The 22,250-nt window shown below is 44.0% G+C and carries 18 protein-coding genes and 1 other annotated feature; of the genes, 4 read left to right on the top strand and 14 right to left on the bottom strand.

Features of this window, described 5'->3' with window-relative positions; genetic code table 11:
- Window positions 1-21: 21 nt before the first annotated feature.
- From DMN77_RS10795 to tyrS, 9 genes are all read right to left on the bottom strand, one after another.
- Entirely contained in the window at window positions 22-1,428 is a 1,407-nt protein-coding gene (locus DMN77_RS10795; RefSeq protein WP_179014875.1) for a hypothetical protein, read from the bottom strand.
- A complete protein-coding gene (locus DMN77_RS10790; protein WP_068781247.1) occupies window positions 1,415-1,687 on the bottom strand; it encodes an acyl carrier protein in 273 nt (90 codons plus the stop codon). Before DMN77_RS10790 ends, DMN77_RS10795 begins: the two co-directional genes overlap by 14 nt.
- Window positions 1,688-2,182: 495 nt before the next feature.
- Window positions 2,183-2,500, bottom strand: a complete 318-nt coding sequence (locus DMN77_RS10785) for a YerC/YecD family TrpR-related protein (RefSeq protein ID WP_068781248.1) — start codon at window positions 2,498-2,500, stop codon at window positions 2,183-2,185.
- Between the two features lie 156 nt (window positions 2,501-2,656).
- Window positions 2,657-4,027: a Na+/H+ antiporter NhaC gene (gene nhaC / locus DMN77_RS10780; protein ID WP_179014873.1), complete on the bottom strand. Its 1,371-nt coding sequence runs from the start codon at window positions 4,025-4,027 to the stop codon at window positions 2,657-2,659.
- Window positions 4,028-4,116: 89 nt separating this feature from the next.
- The gene (gene thiD / locus DMN77_RS10775) at window positions 4,117-4,941 is read right to left on the bottom strand and encodes a bifunctional hydroxymethylpyrimidine kinase/phosphomethylpyrimidine kinase (RefSeq protein WP_179014871.1); all 825 of its coding nucleotides are present in this window, start codon (window positions 4,939-4,941) and stop codon (window positions 4,117-4,119) included.
- 82 nt (window positions 4,942-5,023) lie between these two features.
- Entirely contained in the window at window positions 5,024-6,898 is a 1,875-nt protein-coding gene (gene tdc / locus DMN77_RS10770; protein ID WP_068781251.1) for a tyrosine decarboxylase, read from the bottom strand.
- A 56-nt stretch (window positions 6,899-6,954) separates the two neighbouring features.
- Complete coding sequence (gene tyrP / locus DMN77_RS10765; RefSeq protein WP_068781252.1) at window positions 6,955-8,361, bottom strand: tyrosine-tyramine antiporter; 1,407 nt, start codon at window positions 8,359-8,361, stop codon at window positions 6,955-6,957.
- A 786-nt stretch (window positions 8,362-9,147) separates the two neighbouring features.
- Window positions 9,148-9,852: a protein rep gene (locus tag DMN77_RS10760; protein WP_068781253.1), complete on the bottom strand. Its 705-nt coding sequence runs from the start codon at window positions 9,850-9,852 to the stop codon at window positions 9,148-9,150.
- Between the two features lie 48 nt (window positions 9,853-9,900).
- Window positions 9,901-11,163: a tyrosine--tRNA ligase gene (gene tyrS / locus DMN77_RS10755; RefSeq protein ID WP_068781494.1), complete on the bottom strand. Its 1,263-nt coding sequence runs from the start codon at window positions 11,161-11,163 to the stop codon at window positions 9,901-9,903.
- Between the two features lie 71 nt (window positions 11,164-11,234).
- Window positions 11,235-11,457 (bottom strand) — a binding site (T-box leader).
- A gap of 591 nt (window positions 11,458-12,048) precedes the next feature.
- Here tyrS and DMN77_RS10750 point away from each other — a divergent pair.
- From DMN77_RS10750 to DMN77_RS10740, 3 genes are read left to right on the top strand one after another with little or no spacing between them, the layout of a single operon-like run.
- Window positions 12,049-13,143: an endospore germination permease gene (locus tag DMN77_RS10750; RefSeq protein WP_179014870.1), complete on the top strand. Its 1,095-nt coding sequence runs from the start codon at window positions 12,049-12,051 to the stop codon at window positions 13,141-13,143.
- Window positions 13,140-14,621, top strand: coding sequence for a spore germination protein (locus DMN77_RS10745; protein WP_068781255.1), 1,482 nt, complete (start codon window positions 13,140-13,142; stop codon window positions 14,619-14,621). The genes DMN77_RS10750 and DMN77_RS10745 overlap by 4 nt, the downstream gene beginning before the upstream one ends.
- The gene (locus DMN77_RS10740; protein ID WP_179014868.1) at window positions 14,618-15,778 is read left to right on the top strand and encodes a Ger(x)C family spore germination protein; all 1,161 of its coding nucleotides are present in this window, start codon (window positions 14,618-14,620) and stop codon (window positions 15,776-15,778) included. Before DMN77_RS10745 ends, DMN77_RS10740 begins: the two co-directional genes overlap by 4 nt.
- A 575-nt stretch (window positions 15,779-16,353) precedes the next feature.
- Here DMN77_RS10740 and DMN77_RS10735 read toward each other — a convergent pair.
- Genes DMN77_RS10735 through DMN77_RS10715 form a run of 5 tightly spaced genes read right to left on the bottom strand, consistent with a single transcriptional unit; the run spans window position 16,354 to window position 20,036 of the window.
- Window positions 16,354-16,626 (bottom strand): HPr family phosphocarrier protein, encoded by a 273-nt coding sequence (locus DMN77_RS10735; protein ID WP_179014866.1) that lies wholly within the window; start codon window positions 16,624-16,626, stop codon window positions 16,354-16,356.
- Between the two features lie 48 nt (window positions 16,627-16,674).
- Window positions 16,675-18,126 carry a glycoside hydrolase family 1 protein gene (locus DMN77_RS10730; protein WP_179014864.1) on the bottom strand — a complete coding sequence of 484 codons (1,452 nt, stop codon included), beginning with the start codon at window positions 18,124-18,126 and terminating at the stop codon, window positions 16,675-16,677.
- Between the two features lie 6 nt (window positions 18,127-18,132).
- Window positions 18,133-19,383, bottom strand: coding sequence for a PTS sugar transporter subunit IIC (locus DMN77_RS10725; protein WP_229521042.1), 1,251 nt, complete (start codon window positions 19,381-19,383; stop codon window positions 18,133-18,135).
- A gap of 12 nt (window positions 19,384-19,395) precedes the next feature.
- Window positions 19,396-19,716 (bottom strand): PTS lactose/cellobiose transporter subunit IIA, encoded by a 321-nt coding sequence (locus tag DMN77_RS10720; protein WP_068781260.1) that lies wholly within the window; start codon window positions 19,714-19,716, stop codon window positions 19,396-19,398.
- Between the two features lie 2 nt (window positions 19,717-19,718).
- Entirely contained in the window at window positions 19,719-20,036 is a 318-nt protein-coding gene (locus DMN77_RS10715) for a PTS sugar transporter subunit IIB (RefSeq protein ID WP_179014863.1), read from the bottom strand.
- Between the two features lie 254 nt (window positions 20,037-20,290).
- Here DMN77_RS10715 and DMN77_RS10710 point away from each other — a divergent pair, with 254 nt between their 5' ends.
- Complete coding sequence (locus DMN77_RS10710; RefSeq protein WP_179014861.1) at window positions 20,291-22,198, top strand: BglG family transcription antiterminator; 1,908 nt, start codon at window positions 20,291-20,293, stop codon at window positions 22,196-22,198.
- The last annotated feature ends 52 nt before the right edge of the window (window positions 22,199-22,250 follow it).

The raw sequence follows: 22,250 nt of genomic DNA, 5'->3' as shown, positions 1-22,250 counted from the left end.
AGCCGCCCTCCGAGCTCAGATTTAGTTGTACAGTTTAATGGATAGATCGGCGAGCACCTGCCGCAGGTCTTGGAGCAGTTCGCTGCGGTGTTCGTCATCACGCCCCACTATTGATACATACAGTCTTCCCTTTGGCATGATCGGCTTAATTTGTATGCCATCCGCGATACGGCGGCGGATTAGAAATTCATTGACCATTACAGTATTGGAGGAGAGAGGAACGATCCCATAGCTGCCCGGGGCTGTCAAGAGAAGATTGGATTCACGCAGAATGTGCAGCAGTCTCCCGAATGCAAAGCCATCCGGCAGACCAAGAGACAGGAAGGTAAGCCAGCTTGTACACCCATATGGGCCCCAATGTTTATCAAGATAAGCATTAATCAGGCCCATAGACTTGCGGGCGTTAATCTCCACAATAGGCACGACTTCACCGCCCTTAAGGATCATGGAGTCGATGCAGACAAAGCCGAAATAGCCGTCCTCCGCCAGAAGCCGAAGTGCGTTTTCTATCACAGCAAAATAATCTGCCTTCTCCAACAAGTGGATAAAGGCTTGATCGGCTTGGATAGACCCGCTATAATTTTGCTGGTGGTTAATCATCCGCTGAATCGAGAGAAGCTCCTTCTCACCACTTACCCGGATGAACCAGTGCGAACTGAAATCCGTCTCCTTATGCAGCAGAGGCTCGAGCAAGAATTGAGAATACATTCCGCTATTCTCTTGTTGATTCAAGTGCGACATTATCCTTCGCTGCATAACCTCGCTGTCGATAAGCAGATTCCCTTTCCCTGAAACACCGAAGGGATCTTTTAGCAAATACGGTCCGCGCTTCAGAAGTAAGTTTCCAGTCTCCTCTATTTCTGCTGCACTATTCACCTCAGTCCCCCAGCACTTGGCCCCGATTCGCCAAAGGAGCCGATTGTGATATAGCTTTGAATTAACGCGTATCACCGTCTCAAGGGCCGGTAAAGGGTTGAGCGGCCTTGCTGCTTGCTGATACGCTTCCGTATCCGCCGTGATGGCGTATGGGGATAACCACCCGAAATCGGCAACTGGCCGCCCCTTGTTCATCGGTTGAAGATGCCGGGCGGGATCGACCGCATGTCTGAATATACAACGCTTGAAGATATCCGGTTCAGGTAGCGGTTCATTCGGATCATTCAGATCGTAGTGATAATGGCTGCGGAAGGAAAATCCTAATCCGTTCAGGTACTCCTGCAGTACCGGATCGAGTTTACAGCGGCTGTAGAGGATATCGTCCGGCCCACAGAACGGAAAGAGCAGCTCGTCCATACACAGGACAATTGCCTCGCGGTTTTTGTCCGGCATCGCAGGCAGCCGGGTCAGATTTGGATCTCTCCAGCGGGTTTCGGGATCAAAGGTACCCATAACGGTGGTGGAAATTACACGGGCTTTATGGGTTGACATCTTCGTATAACGGCTGCTCTTGTGGCTGGCAGCTCTTCAGAAAAGAAATGAAAGTATCCATCGAGTGGAGATGCTCATAATCGAATTGGTCATAGTCGATGACCACGTTCAACTGATCTTCAACCTTGAGCATAAACTGGATCATTTGCAGGGAATCGAGGCCAACTTCATTGTTTAAATCCGTATTGAGGGAAAGAGAATGGCGGAGTTCCGGCTGGTCTTTAATAGCGCATAAAATGTCTACGATTTTATCGTACATTTGTACACTCCTTTTATAGGGATATAGTGTGTCAAGGTACAATCGAATCTTACATCTACGAGATTTTTACATTTAAAAGCCTAGTCTCATACCTCCTTTTTCTATGAATACAATTATTATCCTTATTGTGTTAAAAACTGTCAATCATTAATCCAATAAAAATCTGCTTGACGAAGATACTGCAGAACTGCTGAGTATAATCATTTATGTGATTAATTATCAAGTGGCGTCGCAGCAAGCTTGCTGCTTTCCCGATTGGTAGGGCTTAGTTTCAGCGGTCTTATCGTCTTTCAAGGTCCTATAAGAAAATGAGGCCAATAAAAAAGTCGAACGCGATTCGGATAGAATCATGTTCGACTTTCCTCTCTTTACCTCTCATTTTCACCTATAAGAAAGAAAATATCTTTTATATCCAATAATACCAAAATCATATATTTTGGAAGCGCTTTACCCTATTGGCAGTATTAAAAATTTCCCCAAATCATTTTACACTGCTTAATCTGTCTTCTTGTTGGACTGAGGATTGTTTTGCATTCGACTGAACATCAGTTCATAGCTGTTATTGCCATGGTACAGAGATCGCTTCACCCGCGAAATGGTGGCTGTACTCGCTCCTGCATCGGATTCAATTTTACTGTACGTATGATTGTTATACAGCATTTTCGCAACCTGAAAACGTTGTACTAAAGTCTTTATTTCATTAACCGTACATAAATCATCAAAGAAAGCATAGCACTCCTCTTTTGTCTCTAAAGTTAGGATGCCTTCTATAAATTCATCCAATGCTTTGCCTTTTAATTCATCAATAAGCATTAATAGTCCCTCCTCGAGTCATGAAAGCCCCTGATTTATGTATAACACAATTTAGCAATTATTTTCACTTGCAATTATTACCATCCTCACCTCGCTTAGACCTTGACGTAAAAAAAGTTGGCTCTACTACCAACTTTTTTTACGTCAAAATGGAACTTAATGCGCTGGTTTTGCCGTTTTTCTGCCCAGAAATCCGTACAGAATGTTTAGGATCGGCGCTACAATACAGAAGATAGCGAACGGCAGATACTCCAGCGTGGATACGCCTAATGTACCCGTGATAAATACCCCACTGACTCCCCAAGGAATCAGAGCGTTAACCGCTGCTCCGCCATTGGCTAAGATCCTTGACATCTCTTTACGGTTCAATTGGATCGCATCGTATTGAGTTTTAAATGCTTCACCCGGTAAAATAATCGACAAATATTGCTCGCCAAGCAGCAGATTGACGCCCATCGAGCTTAAGCCCGTCATAAGAATCAGCTTGCCTTTGGTGCTTACGAAGGAGGTAATACGCGAGATGATCGTCTTGATGATATTCATTTCGACGAGCAGTCCCCCCAGAGCAAGCGCCAAGAGGATTAGGGATACGGACCACATCATACTTTGAATCCCGCCGCGTGTAAGCAGCTTGTCCACGCTCTCAACCCCTGTATTGGCTACATATCCATTTTGCATCAGCGCGGAAATATCCGATAAACTGGTATGCGGATGATAAATGTAGATCACACCGATCGTAAACAGAATGCTTAACAGCAGTGTCGGAATAGCGGGAACCTTCCGCCAAGCACATAAGAAGAGCACAAGAACAGGAATTAAGGTTACAACAGAAATAGGGAATGAGGTGCTTAGTGTGTTTACAAGTTCATTGACTTCCTGTCCGGTTGTCAATACCTTGGCATGTCCCGTGACTGCGAAGAAGACTAAGGAGATGAGGAATGCCGGGATGACAACACGCATCATATAACGGATATGATCGAATAAATCGACCTCAGCAATGGCCGATGCCAGGTTGGTGGTATCGGATAATGGAGAGATATTGTTGCCCAAGAAGGCACCTGAAATGATAGCACCAGTCGTAATGGCAGGATGGTAGCCCATAATTTGCCCCATGCCGAAGAAAGCGATGCCGACGGTTGAGATCGTTGTAAATGAGCTGCCTACCGTAATTCCTACGACCGCGCAAATGACAAATACGGAAGGCAAAAAATATTTAGCGGATAAAATTTTAAAGCCATAAATCATGATCGTCTGAATGGTACCTGCTGAAATCCAGACACTAATTAATGCACCAATTAACATAAAGATAAGTATAGGTATCAGTCCTGGAGAAATGCCGTTCTGAATTCCTTTATGAATCCGATCCCAGGAAGCCCCTTTAATTTTAGCAAATACGATAATAACGCCCAGAGAGACTAAGATTGGAATTTGCGGATCCATGCCCAAGCCGATAATACAAGCTCCAATAATGGCTAACAATACAACTAAAAGAAATAGGCTTTCTTTTAGAGTGACCTCTTTGTTCATAAGCTGAACTCCTTATCATGTATTAAACACCAGTTGAATGGGTGGTCATTTTTATAGATTGATCTTAGAGTGGACAAAAGGAGTCTTTGCTATTCAATGCGTCCCTCTGCCTTGTTATATGCGCCGTGCCAGACAGGACCAACAAAGCGGTTAAAAGCAAATCCGCCTTGAATAGCTGCTGTAGTGAATTGTTTTGCTTTGGAGACAGCATCCTTGACGTTCATTCCTTTGGCTAATCCGGCAGCGATAGCAGCCGCGAAGGTACAGCCTGCCCCATGGTTATGATTCGTCTCAAGCTTGTCCGCTTCATATAGCGTAAATTCACATCCATCATACAGCAGATCAACTGCTTTCTCCGCCTCAAGGGTCTTGCCGCCTTTAATAACGACATTTTTGACGCCACGCTCATAAATGCGACGTGCGGCTTCCTTCATATCGTCGATCGTTCTTACCTTCGCGATTCCGGCAAGTTGACCCGCTTCGAACAGATTTGGTGTTGTAATTGTAGCCCTCGGCAGCAGAAGCTCGCGGATCGCTTGACCATTCTCGGGTTGAACAACTTCATCTTCACCTTTGCAGACCATGACCGGATCGATTACGATATTGCTGATCTCATGCTCCTCAATCACTTTGCTCAGCATTTCAATAATTTCAACTGAGCCGAGCATGCCGGTCTTCATCGCATCCAGCTTGCCGCCAGCCATTACCGTCTTAATTTGCTTAAGAACCAGCCCGGTATCAATGGGCTGAACCTCGTGATGCCAGTGATTATCGGGATCCATGGTGACTATGGAAGTAATGCTGCAGAACCCGAAGGTCCCATATTCCTGAAATGTTTTTAGATCGGCTTCCAGACCGGCGCCACCGCTGGAATCTGAGCCTGCGACCGTCAGCACTTTTCTAATGTTGGACATTTAAAGCACCCCTTAAATTGGAGAAATGAGGAATGCGCAACAACCACAATTGGGTGTTACGCATTTCCTTATTTATAGCAGATTAGTTCATTTCGTACATGTAGATTCTTTCCAGCTTTTGTTGCATGGCCTTTTCAATCTTGGCTGCATAATCTTCAAAAGTCTCAGCATCGTGAGCATATGGAGACAATGCACAAGCACGAAGAATAGTCACTTTACCGGCGCGATCCCATTCTTGTTCGGTAAAACCAAGGCTCTTCACGAATTCCAGTGGGCTGTTGCCATAGTCAGGAATTGCAAAGTCAGTATGAGAAGTAATAAACTCATTGCTGTACAGGCCGCCTTTAACATAGGAAGCATAATCGAAGAAGTCATGGTTCAATTTGTTCATTCGAGCCAAATCGGTATTTCCTTCTTCGTTAAATACGTAGTCGACCATGTTGAAGTCCGGCTTGGTCAATGGATGAAGAACGATTGTCTTATCGCCAACGGTAAATTTCTTGTTCTTCAAGAAGTTGTAGAAGCGGTATGCCCCTTCGATACTTGCACCCATCAGTTTACCATAGCCAGTTACGTTCAGCGGCAATACTTTGTGAGCTGTCCATACAGCAGCTGCAGTCGCACCGGCTTTGGAACCTTCAAGGATATAAGCACCAAGCAATGCCGGAATATCTGCCCCTTTTTCAAATACATAAGTGGCGAAGTAAGAGATCGATTCGCGCATACGGATGTCACGGATCGCAATCGCACCAGCAGAGTAAGGAATATAACCCATTTTATGAGGGTCAATCGTTACGGATTCCGCTTTGCTCATCGCCTTGAAGGCATTGTAGATATCTTCAGTTAACCATTCATCCTTAAGCTTCATATCTGTAAAGATGTTGTATTTCTTGTACACTTCGTTAATTTTGTTGTATTCAATGAACTCGTCGTTCTCATCAAGGAAGATGGCCCGTGCATAACCGCCATAAGCAGCATCAACGTGAACATAATAATAAATGCCTTCTTTAGCGAGTTTTTCACGAAGTTCAATGATTTTATCGATGTGGTCAATTTGACCTTCTTCTGTACTACCGACAACACCCACAACCCCGAGAACCGGAATTTGCTCAGCGGCCAATTCGCGAATACGTTTTTCCAGCTTGTCGATATCCATGCGATATTCACTGTCAACATCAACAGCTTCAACTTGATCCAAGCCGATACCAATAATGTCGCCAGCTTTCAGCCAGGAATAGTGTTTCGTTTGTGGAATAAGCCATTTGCCAAGCTTTTGCAAATGTTTACCGGCCCGAGCTGATTTAGCTTTCACCTCATCCATTTTATCAGGAATCTTCTCAATAAGGTCCATAATTTCTTCCGTGGACATATTCAGCAGTTCCCATTCGGATTTTCCTGCCACCAATTCAGGTGCAACTTCTTGGATAGCCAGTGGAAGAGATTTGATATTACGCGCATACCAGAGACCTTCCAGGTTGGCAATCGAACCGTCGGCACAAATGTGGCCCCAGCTTTCGCCTGCTTTGTAGCTCATCAGTTTGGCAATTTCATGCCCCACTTCTTCTTCCATTTGCGATGTGCCTGGAGAGGATTCATAAGCCACGTTATTCCCATTCCAGAGCATCGCTGCTGAATAAGCGATAATCGATGGCATCAAGGTTTCGGAGTTCATATGGCCCCAGAAGCGGCCCGCAGTGTGCCAAGGCAGCGATTCGGAGCGAAGCTTCGAAGACAATACGTTAAATACGCTGCGCATATGGTCGGCGGTATCCTGGAAGCTCTTAGAACTTTTATCGAAAGGAGTGATGGCCGGCAAGTCCTGAGGCATATAATTCTGGCGCCAGCCGACATGCTCATCAACCATTTTTAGTAAGATTTCCTTAAACAAGTCGACGTTCTCGCCTTTATCTCCAAGGAATAATGCTTTGAGGTTAATATCAGGGATTGAATAGTTCATGTTGAGTACCTCCGTATAATAAAGTTATAAAAAGGATTAGTACGAAATAGCTGTAATTAATTGCTCTTTTTCCAGCTAGGTTTCTTGAATTTGTATATAATCAGGGCAACGCCCACCATTACTACCGTCGCAACGACTTGGTAAATGATGTATCCCGTGGAGAAGCTCTTAGGCAAAATAGATGGTGGAATCAAGCTCACCACGATGGTAATCACAACACTAAGCATCGACAGCAGAGAGACAAACCACATCATGCCATTGCCTTTGCCAAGACGGAACGGTCTGTTCATATTCGGCTCTTTATAACGCAGACGAACTGCGGAAATAGCGATCAAGGCATAGACGATACAGTACAAAATCGTGGTTGTAATTGTGATAACCAGGAAGGCACTGTTTACGTCAGGCACGACGATGTACATCACCGATACCAAGGAAATAACTATGGCTTGAAGCATTACGAAGGTAATTGGAATACCTTTGCTGTTTCTCTTCTGGAAGAATGGCGGCAAGTTGCCGTCTTCTGCAACTTTAATCATCGATTTACTTGGTCCAAGTACCCATGCGCTGAGCTGAACAAGCACACCGATCAGGATCATCGCGGAGATGATGTTAACAAAAATAGATGGAATACCCAGGTCCGCACAGAAAATCATATAAGGCTGAGTAATATTGGAGAGCTCCATTTTGCCCATTGGAACACCGTTCGCAACCGTCAAACCGGCGATCAGGTTGAAGATAACCAACAAGATTACGGAAGCGATAACTGCAATTGGATAGTTGCGCTTCGGATTCTCGATATTATTCGCATGCACTGAGGAGATTTCGACCCCAGCAAAGATGAAGATAATACCGGATAGATAAGCCAGGCTGCCCAGGTCGCTAAGATTAGGCAACAAATCGCCGGCCTTGAAGTTAGCCAAGTAACCGGACGGATTAATTCCGTTCTTGAACATGTAAGCAAGACCAAGTACGACAAGTACTAAGAATGGAATATATACACCGATGATCGAACCCCAGTTACCGGCGATCTTAACCATGTCGAACTTCAAGTTCAAGAGTGTAACGCCCCAGTAAGAAATCAAAATAACTGCAAAGATGAAGAAGTTGTTTGAAGATAAATGAGGTACATTAATTACATATCCGAACAGTACCCCTACTGTTGAAGCAACCATAACCATACCGAAAAACATTTGAACCCATAAGAGCCATGAGGTAACAAATCCCCATTTTTCTCCTATTGCTTTTTTTACCCAGACTTGTGGTCCGCCCTCTTCTTGAAATCCTGTGGACAGTTCAGCCGACATCAAAGCGATTGGAAGTGCAAATAATACTGCTGCAACGAGCATGTAGAAAATTTGTGTCCAACCGGTGATAGCGAGCGTCGGCACACTACGTACAGTACCGAAGAAGGCCATCGTGATACCAATCAACCCGAATAGGGTTAATTTTTTTGAATTGGCCATAAAGTCTCCCTTCTTTCTCTCTAGTCTAGCTTCTTAACCCATCCAAATATGAATAATTGATGTATTACAAATAAATGGATGAATCTTGAAGTTGTGGTGCAAGGAAAATTTATGAATTCGTTAATCGATTAACTTTCATCGTCAATATACGCCTAATTTTTTGTTGTGTCAATTTGGTTCAAAGCCTTGTCACATAAGGTGTTTTTGATAATTTCCAGAATCTTATTAACATTTACTTTAAAGGTTTTATTATTTCATCGTAAAGTGCTTTAAACCATTTTCGCTTTCATGGGTTAAAGCACTTTCAGGCAAAAGTGATGCATAACAATTCTGTTATTTGAATAATTATCAATCCCTATATTGGAGAATTATCCATGCACAAGTCCACTGAATTATAGGCGGCACTCTCCTCCTCACTTGAAGAAATCGGCAACGAATGATGGCTGGCTGTTGACTTTGCTTATCGTTATGATGGCTTGAGCTAAAGAAACTTATGACTGCACATTACCCCAAGTTGAGGAATATAGTGGTCATATGCTGTGGGGAGATTAATAAAAAGGAATACTTATGCGCTATGGGGAATAGCTAATCACGTTATCGAGTTACAAAACCCGTTTTACAGAAAAAGTAATATCCATCATTGTTTCTAATATTTTGAATTTCGCTAATTTTTTAAGCGTTCATTTTACTGGTAAAATAAAACAAAATAAACCGATTTTCAGCTGTTAAAACAGTGAAAAATCGGTTTATTTTTTTGCAGAATACACCTTATATTTGTGATGAAAATCATAGATTTGATAGCGTTTTAAGGGATGGCTTTGCATCTTCTCTTAATCCTGGATGCCAATCAAGAATTAACTCGAAGGCATTATTGGCAAATGCATCATATAAATTGTAATCCTGTAATTTATAGACGAATTTTGGTTGTAAGAAATCCATTTGTTCTTTTAACAATCTACTATAACCGATCATTCTTCTTGAGGTAATTGAATCAGCATTTCTTTTTGGCGCTTTATCCAAGTCATTATGTAAGAGGACTAGCCCCTTCTCCATCTTGTCCGTAATGGATGGCTGATCACTCTTATTATTTAATACATTAACATTCAACGATAGATTATAGTCGGGATTCATATCCAGCGCTCTACGCCAATAGGAAGACCATTCACTTAATTTAATATAATATCGCCCTTGAAAATAACCTCGGATCGTTGGCATCAAGATATGAATAACCGGAGATAGTTGTTCTTCTTCCTTTATAATGTCCAGCATCCGGAAGTAACCAAGACTGGCTTGCTTCACTTTCTTGTACTTGAATAACCGATTTAATCCGAGCAGCATCTGATCTAATACTTCATTAATATGCTCCGCAGCTACATGACCGATGCCTAGATCGATGATTAGCCAATTGACTTGTCTGGTTCGATTTACTTCCGATATCAAACGATGATTAATAAATGCTAGCTCCAGTGTTTTTTTCCACGATCCAAGCACTCTTAATCCTCGCCTCCATTCTTAAGGGAAGAGAATAGCTGATGTCAGCTATTCTCCGAGTTTAACGAGGTTGTAGTTCTTCTTGCCCTTACGGATAATAATGAAGCGTCCTTCGAAGGAGTTGTCCACTGTTACATTCATTTCGGTATCCGAAATCTTCTCACCATTCAGAGAAATAGCTCCGCTCGTAATATCTTCGCGTGCTTGACGCTTGGATGGTTCAATTCCCAGATCCACGAGCCAGTCTACGATATTCTTTGCTTCCTTGGAAGCGTGGAATGTTGGCATTTCTTTAAATCCTTGTTCAATTTCATCTGCGGTCAGCGACTTGATATCGCCACTGAACAATGCTTCTGTGATCTTCTTCGCTTGGGCCAGCGCTTCTTCGCCGTGTACAAATTTCGTCATCTCTTCAGCCAACACACGTTGTGCTTCACGTTTATGAGGTTCAGTTTGTACTTTCACTTCAAGAGCATCGATCTCTTCCTTCGTTAAGAAGGTGAAGAATTTCAGGTATCTAATGACATCCCGGTCATCTTGGTTCGCCCAGAACTGGAAGAATTCAAATGGAGTCGTCTTGTTCGGATCGAGCCAGATGGCCCCGCCGGCTGTCTTGCCAAATTTCGTTCCGTCTGCCTTCAGCATCAGTGGAATCGTTAAGCCGAAGGCTTTCGCTTCAGGTCCTTCCTTCTTACGGATCAAATCAAGTCCGCTTGTGATGTTGCCCCATTGGTCAGCACCGCCGATCTGTAATTGCACATCCTCATTCTTAAATAAATGAAGGAAGTCGATCGACTGCAGGATCTGGTACGAGAACTCTGTGAAGGAAATTCCCGAATCGAGACGGCTAGCTACAATATCTTTGGCCAGCATCGTGTTGACGCTAAAGTTCTTCCCGAAGTCACGAAGGAAGTCCAGGATAGTAATATCCTTCGTCCAATCGTAGTTGTTCACCATGCGAAGACCCGTGTCGCCCTCGTTCAGGAAAAGCTTCTTCATTTGTGCAGTCAGAGCATCCACGTTGTTCTGTACCTGATCCATCGTCTGCAATGTACGCTCTGTAGTGCGTCCGCTCGGATCACCGATTGTACCTGTCGCACCGCCGATCAGAATAACGGGACGATGTCCTGCGAGCTGAAATCTTTTCAACATCATAAATGGAATCAAGTGGCCTATATGCATACTGTCACCGGTAGGATCAACACCACAGTACAATGAAATCGATTTTTCGCTTGTTAGTTTACGCAATCCTTCTGCATCTGTCTGTTGATTAATGGCACCGCGCCATTCCAATTCATCGATAATGTTCATCATTGTAGTTCATCTCCCTGGTGAATTTTAAGTTTAGAAAATAAAAAAATCGTCTCCTAGTCTATTGTAGACATAGGGACGATTTATTAACCGTGTTACCACCCACATTGCATCAATGGCGCTGCAGTTCACCATTAATACCACTCGTAGCAATGATATCGATTGCCAGTCCGCTTAGCATTACCTAAGGTACTCCGGAGTGTAATTCGCAAAGTTTTGTATGACCAGGTCGCATCAACCCCTGGCTTTCTGAACAGTGACAAACTTGCTACTTCGCTCTTTCATCGTGCATCCAATATTAGATTACAGCAATCATAGTGCTAATAAATTTCTTTGTCAACACTTTAATTTCATTTTTTTTCAGGGGAATATTCCTGTATCCAAATTATACTGGCCATGATCTGTATTATTTGCATCACTAGAAATAGGTGGCTGGAGAGGAGAAATCGAAGCTTTTGGATACAGTCGCTATACATATTAAATTTCTTATATTTAATGATATTAATGATATTTTCTCTCGCTTATTGTTACATTGCTTAGCTGGGCCATCTTTGTCGACGAAACCTTGATATTACAGCTACTTCCTGTAACGTAGGTTTCTGAAATGACCCTTGAATTAACACCGGTGATCATGGCCACAAAGACAGCTGCCCAAAATCATCCCCGCTAACTGCATAATTAATAAAAATTCGTACTTCAGAAAAAATATTGATCGGATTTACAGACTAAATACGGCCGGAAAGCGGCTATTATTTCTTTATAGACTCGTTAATTTGATCATTCTCTCGTACAGCAATTTGATGCATATTTTGGTGAATAATGCTCAAGCTATATTAAACCAAAGTCGGCTAAATATTGAATTCGATTGCTATGGAGTGAGTTCTTGTGGACAAAACGGGCGGTAAAGTTGGGATTACCCAGGTCATTATGGTCATCATGCTCTTCAACGGATTGCTAAGCCACGTTATCGTTAATCCTATCCTGCTCGATGCTTCCCGCAGGGATTCCTGGATATCGCTACTGTTCACAGGTATTCTCTATGTCCCCTGGTCTGTCCTGATTGTCTATATTATGAGGAAATCCGGGAGACAGCATCTTCAGGAATGGCTTGCAAAGAAGACCCGCCCCTTCTTATCTTGGGTCATGCTGGTTCCTGTCGCTCTGCTGCTATTTATTATCGGAAATATGACAGTGACACAGACTACGGTGTGGACGGTATCTAATTATTTGCCGGCCACTCCACAAACCTTAATTATTATCGGCTTGATTATAGTCTGCCACTATACAGCCAAGCATGGGATTACCGCTATCGCTATCGGTTCAGGTATTCTACTGCCTGCGGTGCTTGTTCTTGGTTACTTTGTGGCGATTGCAAACATGCCGGAGAAGGATTGGTTATTGCTGCTGCCTGTTTTTGAAAATGGCTGGAAGCCTATTGCCAACGGAATGATTTATGCCGGAGGGGCATTAAGCGAGATTTTTCTAATTCTGTTGCTCCAGCATCGTCTAAAGTCAACGATGAAGCCCTGGCAAATCATGCTTCTGGCTTCGCTGCTTGTCTATATCTCGCTGGGTCCATTGGTTGGCGGGATCACCGAATTCGGCCCGACGGAATCCGCGAAGCAGATGGTATCTCCTTATGAGCAGTGGCGACTAGTGAAGCTAGGAAACTATGTTGAGCATGTTGACTTTCTATCTGTGTTCCAGTGGTTATCCGGAGCGACGATTCGCATCAGCCTGGCTCAGTTCCTAATTGCGGATTTATTTGCACATCGGAATCCCCAATTACGCAATCGGATCATTACGTTAATCACAACGATTTACCTCGTATTGGCGGTTGCTCTCCAAAGATACAATACGTTCTATTTGGGGCTGTTCAAATTGGTTCTTATCACCACACTTATCCTTGCTGTTGTCTTAACCGTCAGTTGGGCGGTCATCGCCCGGTTCGCCAAACCTGCCAAGGAGGAGACATCATGAGCGAACAGCACAACCAAACCTCGGTCTGGACCAAGCAGAAGCTGGCCGATTTGTTCGAGAAGGCCTCCGATGTCCTTCTCCAGTCCTTTCATTTTCAGGACCAGGGGACAACTTGTGAGATTATGCTTATTTATTCCGGGGGACTTTGTGACGGTGCGCAAATTGTGCATACGGTGATTCCGGAGCTGAACCAAATGTTCAAGGGCGATCACTTTCAGAACTTGCTAGAGGACAAGGCTGTTGGCGCTCTGCCATTGATTCCTTTCAGCAAGGAGGTGTCCGAGGAAGAGATCGTTGACTCTATCTTTGAGGGCGATCTGCTGATCTCCTTTACGGATAGTAATGATCTGTTCAAGCTGAATATCAGCAACCTGCCGGAACGTTCTCCGGAAGAATCCAGTACCGAGATTTCCATTAAAGGGCCGAAGGATGGATTTGTTGAGGCATACGCCACAAACATCGCTCTGGTTCGCAAGCGGATCCGCAGCACCTCGTTGTGCTGCGAGACGCTTATGGTGGGAAGACGAACAAGAACAAAGATCGCTTTGATGTATATAGACGATATTATTTCACCGAAAATTCTGAAAGAAGTTAAGCACCGAATCGTTAAGATTGGTGTCGATGGACTCTTCAGCGTCAATCAGCTTGAGGAAGCTCTATCCGATGTGAAATACCCGATTTTCCCGTTACTGGACACCACGGGCAGACCCGATTATGCCGTAAATGCTCTTCTTGCCGGAAGATTTGTCATCATTGTAGACGGGAACCCGCTCGCTCTCATTGGTCCCGCCACCTTCGGACTTATCTTGAAATCACCTGAGGATGTTCATTTTGGTTTTCAATATGTCTCCTTTGTCAGATTAATCCGACTGTTCAGCTTTTGGATGTCGATTCTCTTGCCTGGCCTGTGGGTCGCCCTGACCGCATTCCATCAGGACCAGATTCCGTTCCAGCTGATGGCAACCATCGCCTCTTCGCGCCAGGGGCTCCCTTTCTCTGCACAGTTGGAGATGTTCATTCTGCTGCTCCTATTAGAGATTTTCCGCGAAGCAGGTGTACGGCTCCCTACCTCAATTGGACAGACATTGACGGTGATTGGGGCGCTCGTTATCGGAGATGCGGCGATCCGGGCGGGATTGGTCTCTCCTTCTGTCGTTGTGGTTGGATCGATTACAGCGGTGATGGGAGTCACACTGGTCAATCAATCGTTGAGTTCCATCGTCAGCGTGCTGCGTTTTGTAATCTTCCTGATCTGCTCTTTTGTCGGGATGTACGGGCTTATTCTATCGATGCTGCTGCTCTTGTTCTATATGTCCAGGCTCAAGTCATTTGGCATCCCTTATCTCATGCCGATATCCCCGCTTAATTTCAAGGACCTGTTAAAGAGCTATTTGCGGCTTCCCTGGAGCAAGATGCGCAGTCGTCCAGCCGGGCTGGAACCGATCGACCCAGATCATCAGCAGGAAGATGCGCAATGAGCATGGTTAGATGCAAGCTCCTGCTGCTGGCGAGTGTGATTCCTATTTTTTTGCTAACGTCCTGCTGGAACTCCAAGGATATTCAGAACATGGCCTATGTAACCGCGATAGGGTTTGATTATAAGGATGGAAAATATGTTACGTATGTTCAGGTGCTTAATTTCGCCAACGTAGCCAAGTCCGAGACCAATTTGTCGGGAAAAAACGTGCCTACCTGGATTGGCAAAGGAGAAGGTTCGACGGTAACCCAGTCCCTCAACTCGATCTATTCAACAGCTCAGCTCAGGGTGTTCTGGGGACATGTGAAGGCCATCGTCTTTAGTGATGAGTTTCTTAAGGATGGAGAACGAATTCGATCCTCATACGATTTCGTCAATCGTTATCGGGAAATTCGATATAACATTCCTGTATACGGAACCCGGGAGTCGATGCGGGATATTTTCGCAATGAAATCGAATTTGAACATTTCTCCGCTTCAGACATTAATGGAATCTCCCGAGATGACTTATTCGCAGCGGTCAAGCATCATGCCACTACACGGTTATAAGCTCGTAGCTCTTATTAATGAGCCTGCGGGGGCTCCGCTTCTTCCTTCACTAGCGATTGATCATCAAGCATGGACGGAAGACACAGATCAGAAGCCAATGTTCAAAATTGATGGCGCTTATTTCTTCAAGGGTACTGTGGCCAAAGACTGGTTCTCCGAAGATGATCTGCAAGGCTACCGCTGGATGCAAAAGAAATTGCAGCGCTCGATCATCGACATTCCGAATGATATCGAACCTGAAGCGGCGATTGTACTTGAGAATCCCAAAAGCGAGGTTCATCATGTTGTCCGGAATGGGCACGTCAATTTCACGATCAAATTGAAACTGAACGCTTACGTAGATGAACTCCGGCGTAATCTTAAAAAGCAGGAAATCGAGCAAATGGCCGCTCAGGCCATCGAAAAGCAGATTAGACATACCTTTATGAAGGGAGTAGCCCGCAAAGTTGATATCTTCAACCTTACCGAGTGCCTGTATCGTGAAAATCCGAAGAAATGGCGGGAGTTGGAATCGGAAGGCGGGTTTATGATCGACAAAGAATCGCTAGTGAACGTCAAGGTCCATGTAAAGCTGCAGCATAGCGGAAAATATAAGCTAAGAGTAGATTAAAAAGACCTATGAAAGAGCATTCGGTTTGTCTGCCAGGCTAGTATACACCTGCGGACCATACTTGAATGCTCTTTCTAATTTCGAACGATCACGTTTACCCCATAAGGTGTTCATTTGTTGAACCCGCCTTGTGATCTGTTCCGCCTCATCGGCCTCTACGAAACTAGGTACGTACTCTAACGAGCCGTATACCTTGCTCCCCACTCTAACGAAACTGGGTATCGTTATTTAGCTATATTTGCCTTGCTTCAGATTCTAACGAAACTGGGGATCGTTATTTGGCCCAAAAAGCCATGTTCACACCCTTTCTCGAACGAATAGCGATCTGTAGTTTCGTTAGATTTTTTTTCGTCTCAATTATGGCCAAATAACGTGTCCCAGTTTCGTTAGCGCATGAGACCGCCACCACACCAGTGAATATGGAGCACCAGCGAATAACGAGCTGTCCAAGCATCAGAGATCTGTTACTAGGGAGTAAACAGGCCTCTTTACAATCACAACAAGGATGATCTCCTCGCTGATAGCAGGCTTTCGGCAGCGGCAATCCCTCACCGCGATGCACCCGGCCTTTGATCTTACCTGTAAACGATGCCTAACCCTTCTTGGGAGAAAACATCGTCAAAGGCTGCCAATAAATCGGACGCGTCTTCCCCTTCCGTAATGAACGTAACAAGGTCACCCGGCTCAAGTCCCAGGGAAAGCACACCAAGGATGGATTTCATCGTAACCTTACGGTTGTTGGCTTCTGCGAACACCTCGGATTTGAACTTATTTGCCGTATTGACCAGCGCTGTGGCCGGGCGGGCATGGATCCCGTCTTCATCGGTAATCTTATAGGTTTTCTGCATTAAAGTTCACTCCTATCCTGATGGATCTATCTAAAATGACGGATCAATCTAAATTTCTGAGCCATTGGTCGCGATGACCTGCTTATACCAATGAAAACTATCCTTCCGGATGCGCTCTCCGCTTCCTTTGCCTTCATCGTCCAGATCGACGTATATGAATCCGTAACGCTTGGACATCTGCTGCGAAGAACAGCTGACAATATCAATCGGCCCCCAGGCACAATAGGCAATCACCTCAGCGCCATCATAGATTGCGCGGCCAACCTGCTCGATATGCCTGCTCAAATAGGAGATGCGATAATCATCATGAACGGTACCGTCTTCAAGCTGGTCATGCATCCCGAACCCGTTCTCGGCAATGATGATGGGTTTTTGATAACGGTCCCAGTATTGAGAGAGCGTATGGTACAATCCTTGCGGATCGATATTCCAGCCCCATGGACTGGCCTCCAAATGGGGATTATTCGTCGTCGAGTCCGGTTTATTCGTATTTTGGGTCGAATCTACCATTTGGGAGAAGTAGTAGGAGATGGCCATATAATCCATCGTGTTTTCTCTTAAAAGCTGCAGCTCCGCTTCAGTGACATCTAATGTATAATCGTTCTCCCGGAAGTAATTGAGCGCGTATTTTGGATACTCGCCGCGCAGCTGCACATCCGTAAAGAAATATTGCATACGGTTATGCTGTAGGGCCAGTACAATATCATCCGGTTTGCATGAATAAGGATAAACCGTGCCGTCAGCTATCATCGTGCCGATTTGCAGATCGAAATTTAAACCCTTCGCGTAGTTTCGAATTTTGGCAGAAGCAACCATCTGATTGTGAACTGCTTGGTATTCAGCTTCTTCAATCGGAACATATTGATCACTGCAGATCCCCAAAGACAAGAACGGTTCAACTTGTATCATGTTAATTTGGTTAATTACGATCCAATACTTAACCCGATCACCAAAACGATCCAATAACACTTTGCCGTAACGTTCAAACATATCGATGACCGCTTTATTCTTCCACCCGCCATATTCCAGCGTGATGTTAATTGGAGTTTCATAATGCAGCATCGTGATGATAGGTTCGATTCCGAGGGACTTCATTTTGTCGATCATCTTGCCATAATGCTTTAAAGCCGCTTCATTAGGCTCGGCTTCGTCCCCCTTCGGGAATACCCTGGACCAATCGATCGAAGTTCTGAAGGTTTTGAAGCCCATTTCAGCCAGCAGTTCTAAATCGCTTTCATAATGATGATAGAAATCAATACCGAAGCGTTTTGGAAAATAGCTCGTCTCATCCTGAAGATTCTTCCTCACTTCTTCCAAGGTCATGCCTTGCATTTCCAAACGTTGTATTTCCAGGTTCGACAAGCCTTTCAGATAGGGCTGTACATCGGATGAATTGGGCAGCTTCCCGTCCTCCATATATGCACCGTCCGCTTGGCTGGCAGCAATAGCACCGCCCCATAAGAAATTTTGCGGGAAATTCGGATAGTCATTCCTTCGCATATGTTTTTAGTCCTCCTCGTCCAATAATTCCAAATCCTGCTTCACGGCCTGCTTATCATAAATCTTGAAGAACGGATAGTAGATCACCCAGCTGATCGCAAACAATACCAGTAAGAAAATAAGTCCACGAATCGACTCCGTGACAATCCAGCTCAGAATCGGCACCGGCATATACCAGAGCTGGAACGGCTTATGCGGGATTGGCACTAGCCCCATTTTCATCACGATCCAGGTTAGCACGGGCCCAACGATCCCATTGATCCACATCGGTACCATCAATATGGGGTTAAATGCAATTGGCGCACCAAACACTACCGGTTCATTAATATTGAAAATAGCGGGGATCAAGGAAGCTTTGCCGATCATTTTCAGCCGCTGTGACTTCGCCATGAAGGCCAGCATAATCACCAGCGCTAATGTAGCCCCACCTCCGCCGATCAGAAATATCATGCCTGTCTCATTCGTGAAAATGTTGGTCACAGCACGGCCCGCCTCATAATTGGACTGATTCTCGGCGATTCCGGGCAGAGCGATAGCATTCATAATCGGATACATCACCCAACTCGATATTCCAAACGTGTAGAGAAAGGCGAATCCAAGAAAGCAGGTGATTACGAGTCCCCAGAACCCTTGTCCCAGATTGATGAGCGGATAAAAGATGGAATTCACGATGTCGTACAAGTTGATATTTAATTCAAAGGTGAATAACCAGCCAATCAGAATGATTAAAGTAATCGGTATTAATGTATTAAACCAGGTGGCTACAAAGTCCGGAATAGCGGAGTCCTCGCCAATGATTTTCCATTTGGCAAATAAATTCATAATCATGCCTACAAATAGTCCGGCAATCAGAGCGGCAATCATGCCCGGCGTACCAAAGGAGTTGAGATCAAAGCTAATCCTCCCCTCTTCGGTGATCATAGGGAACACCAGGATCATAAAGAATGCCAGACCGGCAAGCCCGGCTTGTTTGGAAATCCCTTTATGACCTTTATTGTTCATCACAGCTTCCGGAATTAAATACGCCAGAAACAGCGAGAACAAACCAAACGAGAAGGTACTAAGCAGTGAGAAATCGGGAAAGCCCTTCCAATAATCTTTGACAATAGACAAAATGGTGGCGAATGAACCGATGAATACCATTGGCATCGCGGCTAACATCGAGCTTTGGACAGATGCAACCCATGGGTTCTTTGCAAATGCATTCACCTTTGGCGCAAAAACATCTGTCATCCATGACATCAACTTATCCAGCATTTTGGCCCCTCCCTACAGTCTCTTATATAACTTGATTATTTCCCGCATGACATTCATTTCGGATTTAACAGTCATTAACGTATCCTGGGCATGACCAAATAACGGCGAGAACGGGAATTCGACTCCTTCTGCTTCTTTTTGTAACGTCTTGGTTTGTGCTTTATGGGCAATGGTGATTTCGTTATTGGCTTCTGCCATAAGTTTGTCTGCTTCGTCAAACTCTCCTTTTGAGGCTTTATCCACGGCTTGAAATACACAGTCGCGGGACTTGCCGGCATGCATGATCACTTCCATGGATATTAAGGCAAGTTCCTCCAAGGTCACTTTCTCCATGCTTACTTACCGCCTTCCAAATATGGTTTGGCCACATTGACTAACCCTTGGCCATCCAGCGAACCATATACTTTTTGTGGAATGATGCCGTATTTAACGCCTGCTGCTTCACATGCGTCCTTTACATCTTCAATCATGTACTTCAAATGAGGTGCAACGAGCAACAAATCAATCGTACTCAAATTCTCTGCAAGCTCCGCTTCGCTTTTAGCTTTAAACTCAATCTCTTCGCCTGTTTTTTTAACAGCCTTTCGCGCAGCCGCAGCCATAAAACCGGATGATGCCCCAGCGCCACAAACTAACAAGACTTTTTTTGTCATGATGTTTGACCTCCTTTTGATTTACAAGCTCAGTATGGCACATGCCGAAATCCTAAACTAATAATATAATTTCCTACCCCCAGGAAAGCCTGGAATCAATTCAACCCAAGCGGGTTACTACTATAAGAAAGGTTCTTGTGAAAACAAAAAAATTTCCTGAGGGTAGGAAACTTTTAGAAACTGAGTATTTTCAAATCTACTTTATACTAATAGTAGGGATAAGTTTCGTCCAAAAGGATCAGGAGGGTTAGAGGGTGAAGAGTTCCAAAATAACAGCATTTCTCAACTACCTGGAAGCCCGGAATGACTGGGTGACCGCCGCTTCCTTAGCGAATCATTTTAAGGTTTCTACCCGAACCATCCGTAACTATGTAAGAACAATTAACAGCGATACGACAAGGATTGCATCCAATTCCAACGGATATAAATTAATAACACAGAATAATCAGAAGACCGTGCCTGCTCTTCAATCTCAGGATACCCCTTCGAAACGAATGAACATGGTTCTGAAGGAGTTAATTGTAAACACCGAAGGACTCGATATTTTCGATTTGAGCGACAAGATTTTTGTCAGTACCTCCACCATTGAGAATGATATTCTAAGCGCTAATCATTTGCTTGTCCTGTTTCAATTAAAAGTGAAGCGCAAAGGCGATCGACTGATCCTGATCGGAGCGGAAACGGAAAAGCGAAAATTAATGAGCCACATTATCACCCAGGAGACTTCTCCGCAATTTTTGAGTACGGTTAAAGTTCAGGAAATGTTTGAGGGGTATGACATCGTTCGCTTAAAATATATCGTTACCAGTACCCTAGAAAAGTATAATTTGCTGATCAATGAATATAAGATCAACAGTATCCTTTTACACTTGGTTATCACGATGGACCGCATCAAAAGCAACAAATCCATTGAGCATAATCAGGCAAAGGACATGAAAAGCAGCCTGGAGATGAACGCTGCTATCGATATTGCCCGGATGATTGGAGAAGAATTTGGGATTGAGTTTAATGAAGCCGAAAGAAGCTATCTTATGATTCTCCTGTCCGGCAAAACGACACTGCTGAATTATCAAACCTTAACTTTAGATACGTTAACCAACTTTGTGGACAAGCATTATATCGAGCTTGTGCAAACGTTGCTGGAGAAGGTTTATGAATCTTATTTTATCGATCTCTCCGATGATGAATTCATCGTTAAATTTACGCTGCATATTCGCAACTTAATATTTAGAGCGAAGAACAAGCAGTGGTCCAAAAATCCGTTAACGTATACTTTTAAAGACACCTATCCCCTAATACACGAAATATCAGTCTTTATCTCAAACGAATTGCAGCAAATGGAGAATATTACGATGGTTGAGGATGAGATCGCTTATATTTCCTTTCATATCGGCTCCTTTTTCGAGCGAAAAAAAGAACTGGAAAGCAAGCTATTATGCGCTGTGGTCTGCCCCAATTACTACGGTATGCAATTAAATCTGGTTCAAAAAATAGAAGCTAAATTCAAGGATGTCATGGAGATTATGCAAGTCACCTCGGAAATTGACAACTTGCAGCATAACAACAAAATTGATTTTATTATTACGACGCTTCCCGTGAAGTCGCCGCAAATTCCCACGATTTTTGTTCACCCGTTTATTACGAAGGAAGATTACGAGCAGATTCAAACGCTGATGGTTAAATTAAGCGAGCGGAAAAATATTTTGAACGTGAAAAATTATCTTGAGATGTTTTTTGACGAAGAGCTGTTCCTGAGAAACATTTATTTGGATAGCGCGGAAGACTATATTAAATTTATGTCCCAGAAGCTGTACGAGAAGCATTATGTCAAAGAAGATTATTGCGATTCTGTATTGGAACGAGAGAAAATGTCATCAACAGCCTTTAACAACAATGTGGCGGTGCCTCACTCTTTAAAGATGGATGCCTATCGAACGGGAACATGCATCATTATTAATGAGAAGCCGGTAAAGTGGGGAGAAGAAAAGGTTCAAATCATCACGATGATTGCAATCAATAAAACACAAAGACAACTGTTTAGCCATGTATTTGAGAGTTTTATCAATACGCTCTCAGAATGGGAAAACATTAAAAAATTAACCAAAGCCACAAATTATCAAGATTTTGTAGATGAATTCAGCTATCTAATGAACCAAATATAAAATCCAACATAGCGATTAGCAGCTTTATCTCTCACGGAAGAGGTCTATATCT

This window comes from Paenibacillus sp. 79R4, from assembly GCF_013393165.1.
Classification (GTDB): Bacteria; Bacillota; Bacilli; order Paenibacillales; family Paenibacillaceae; genus Fontibacillus.
This window is presented reverse-complemented; position numbering and strand designations above follow the sequence as displayed.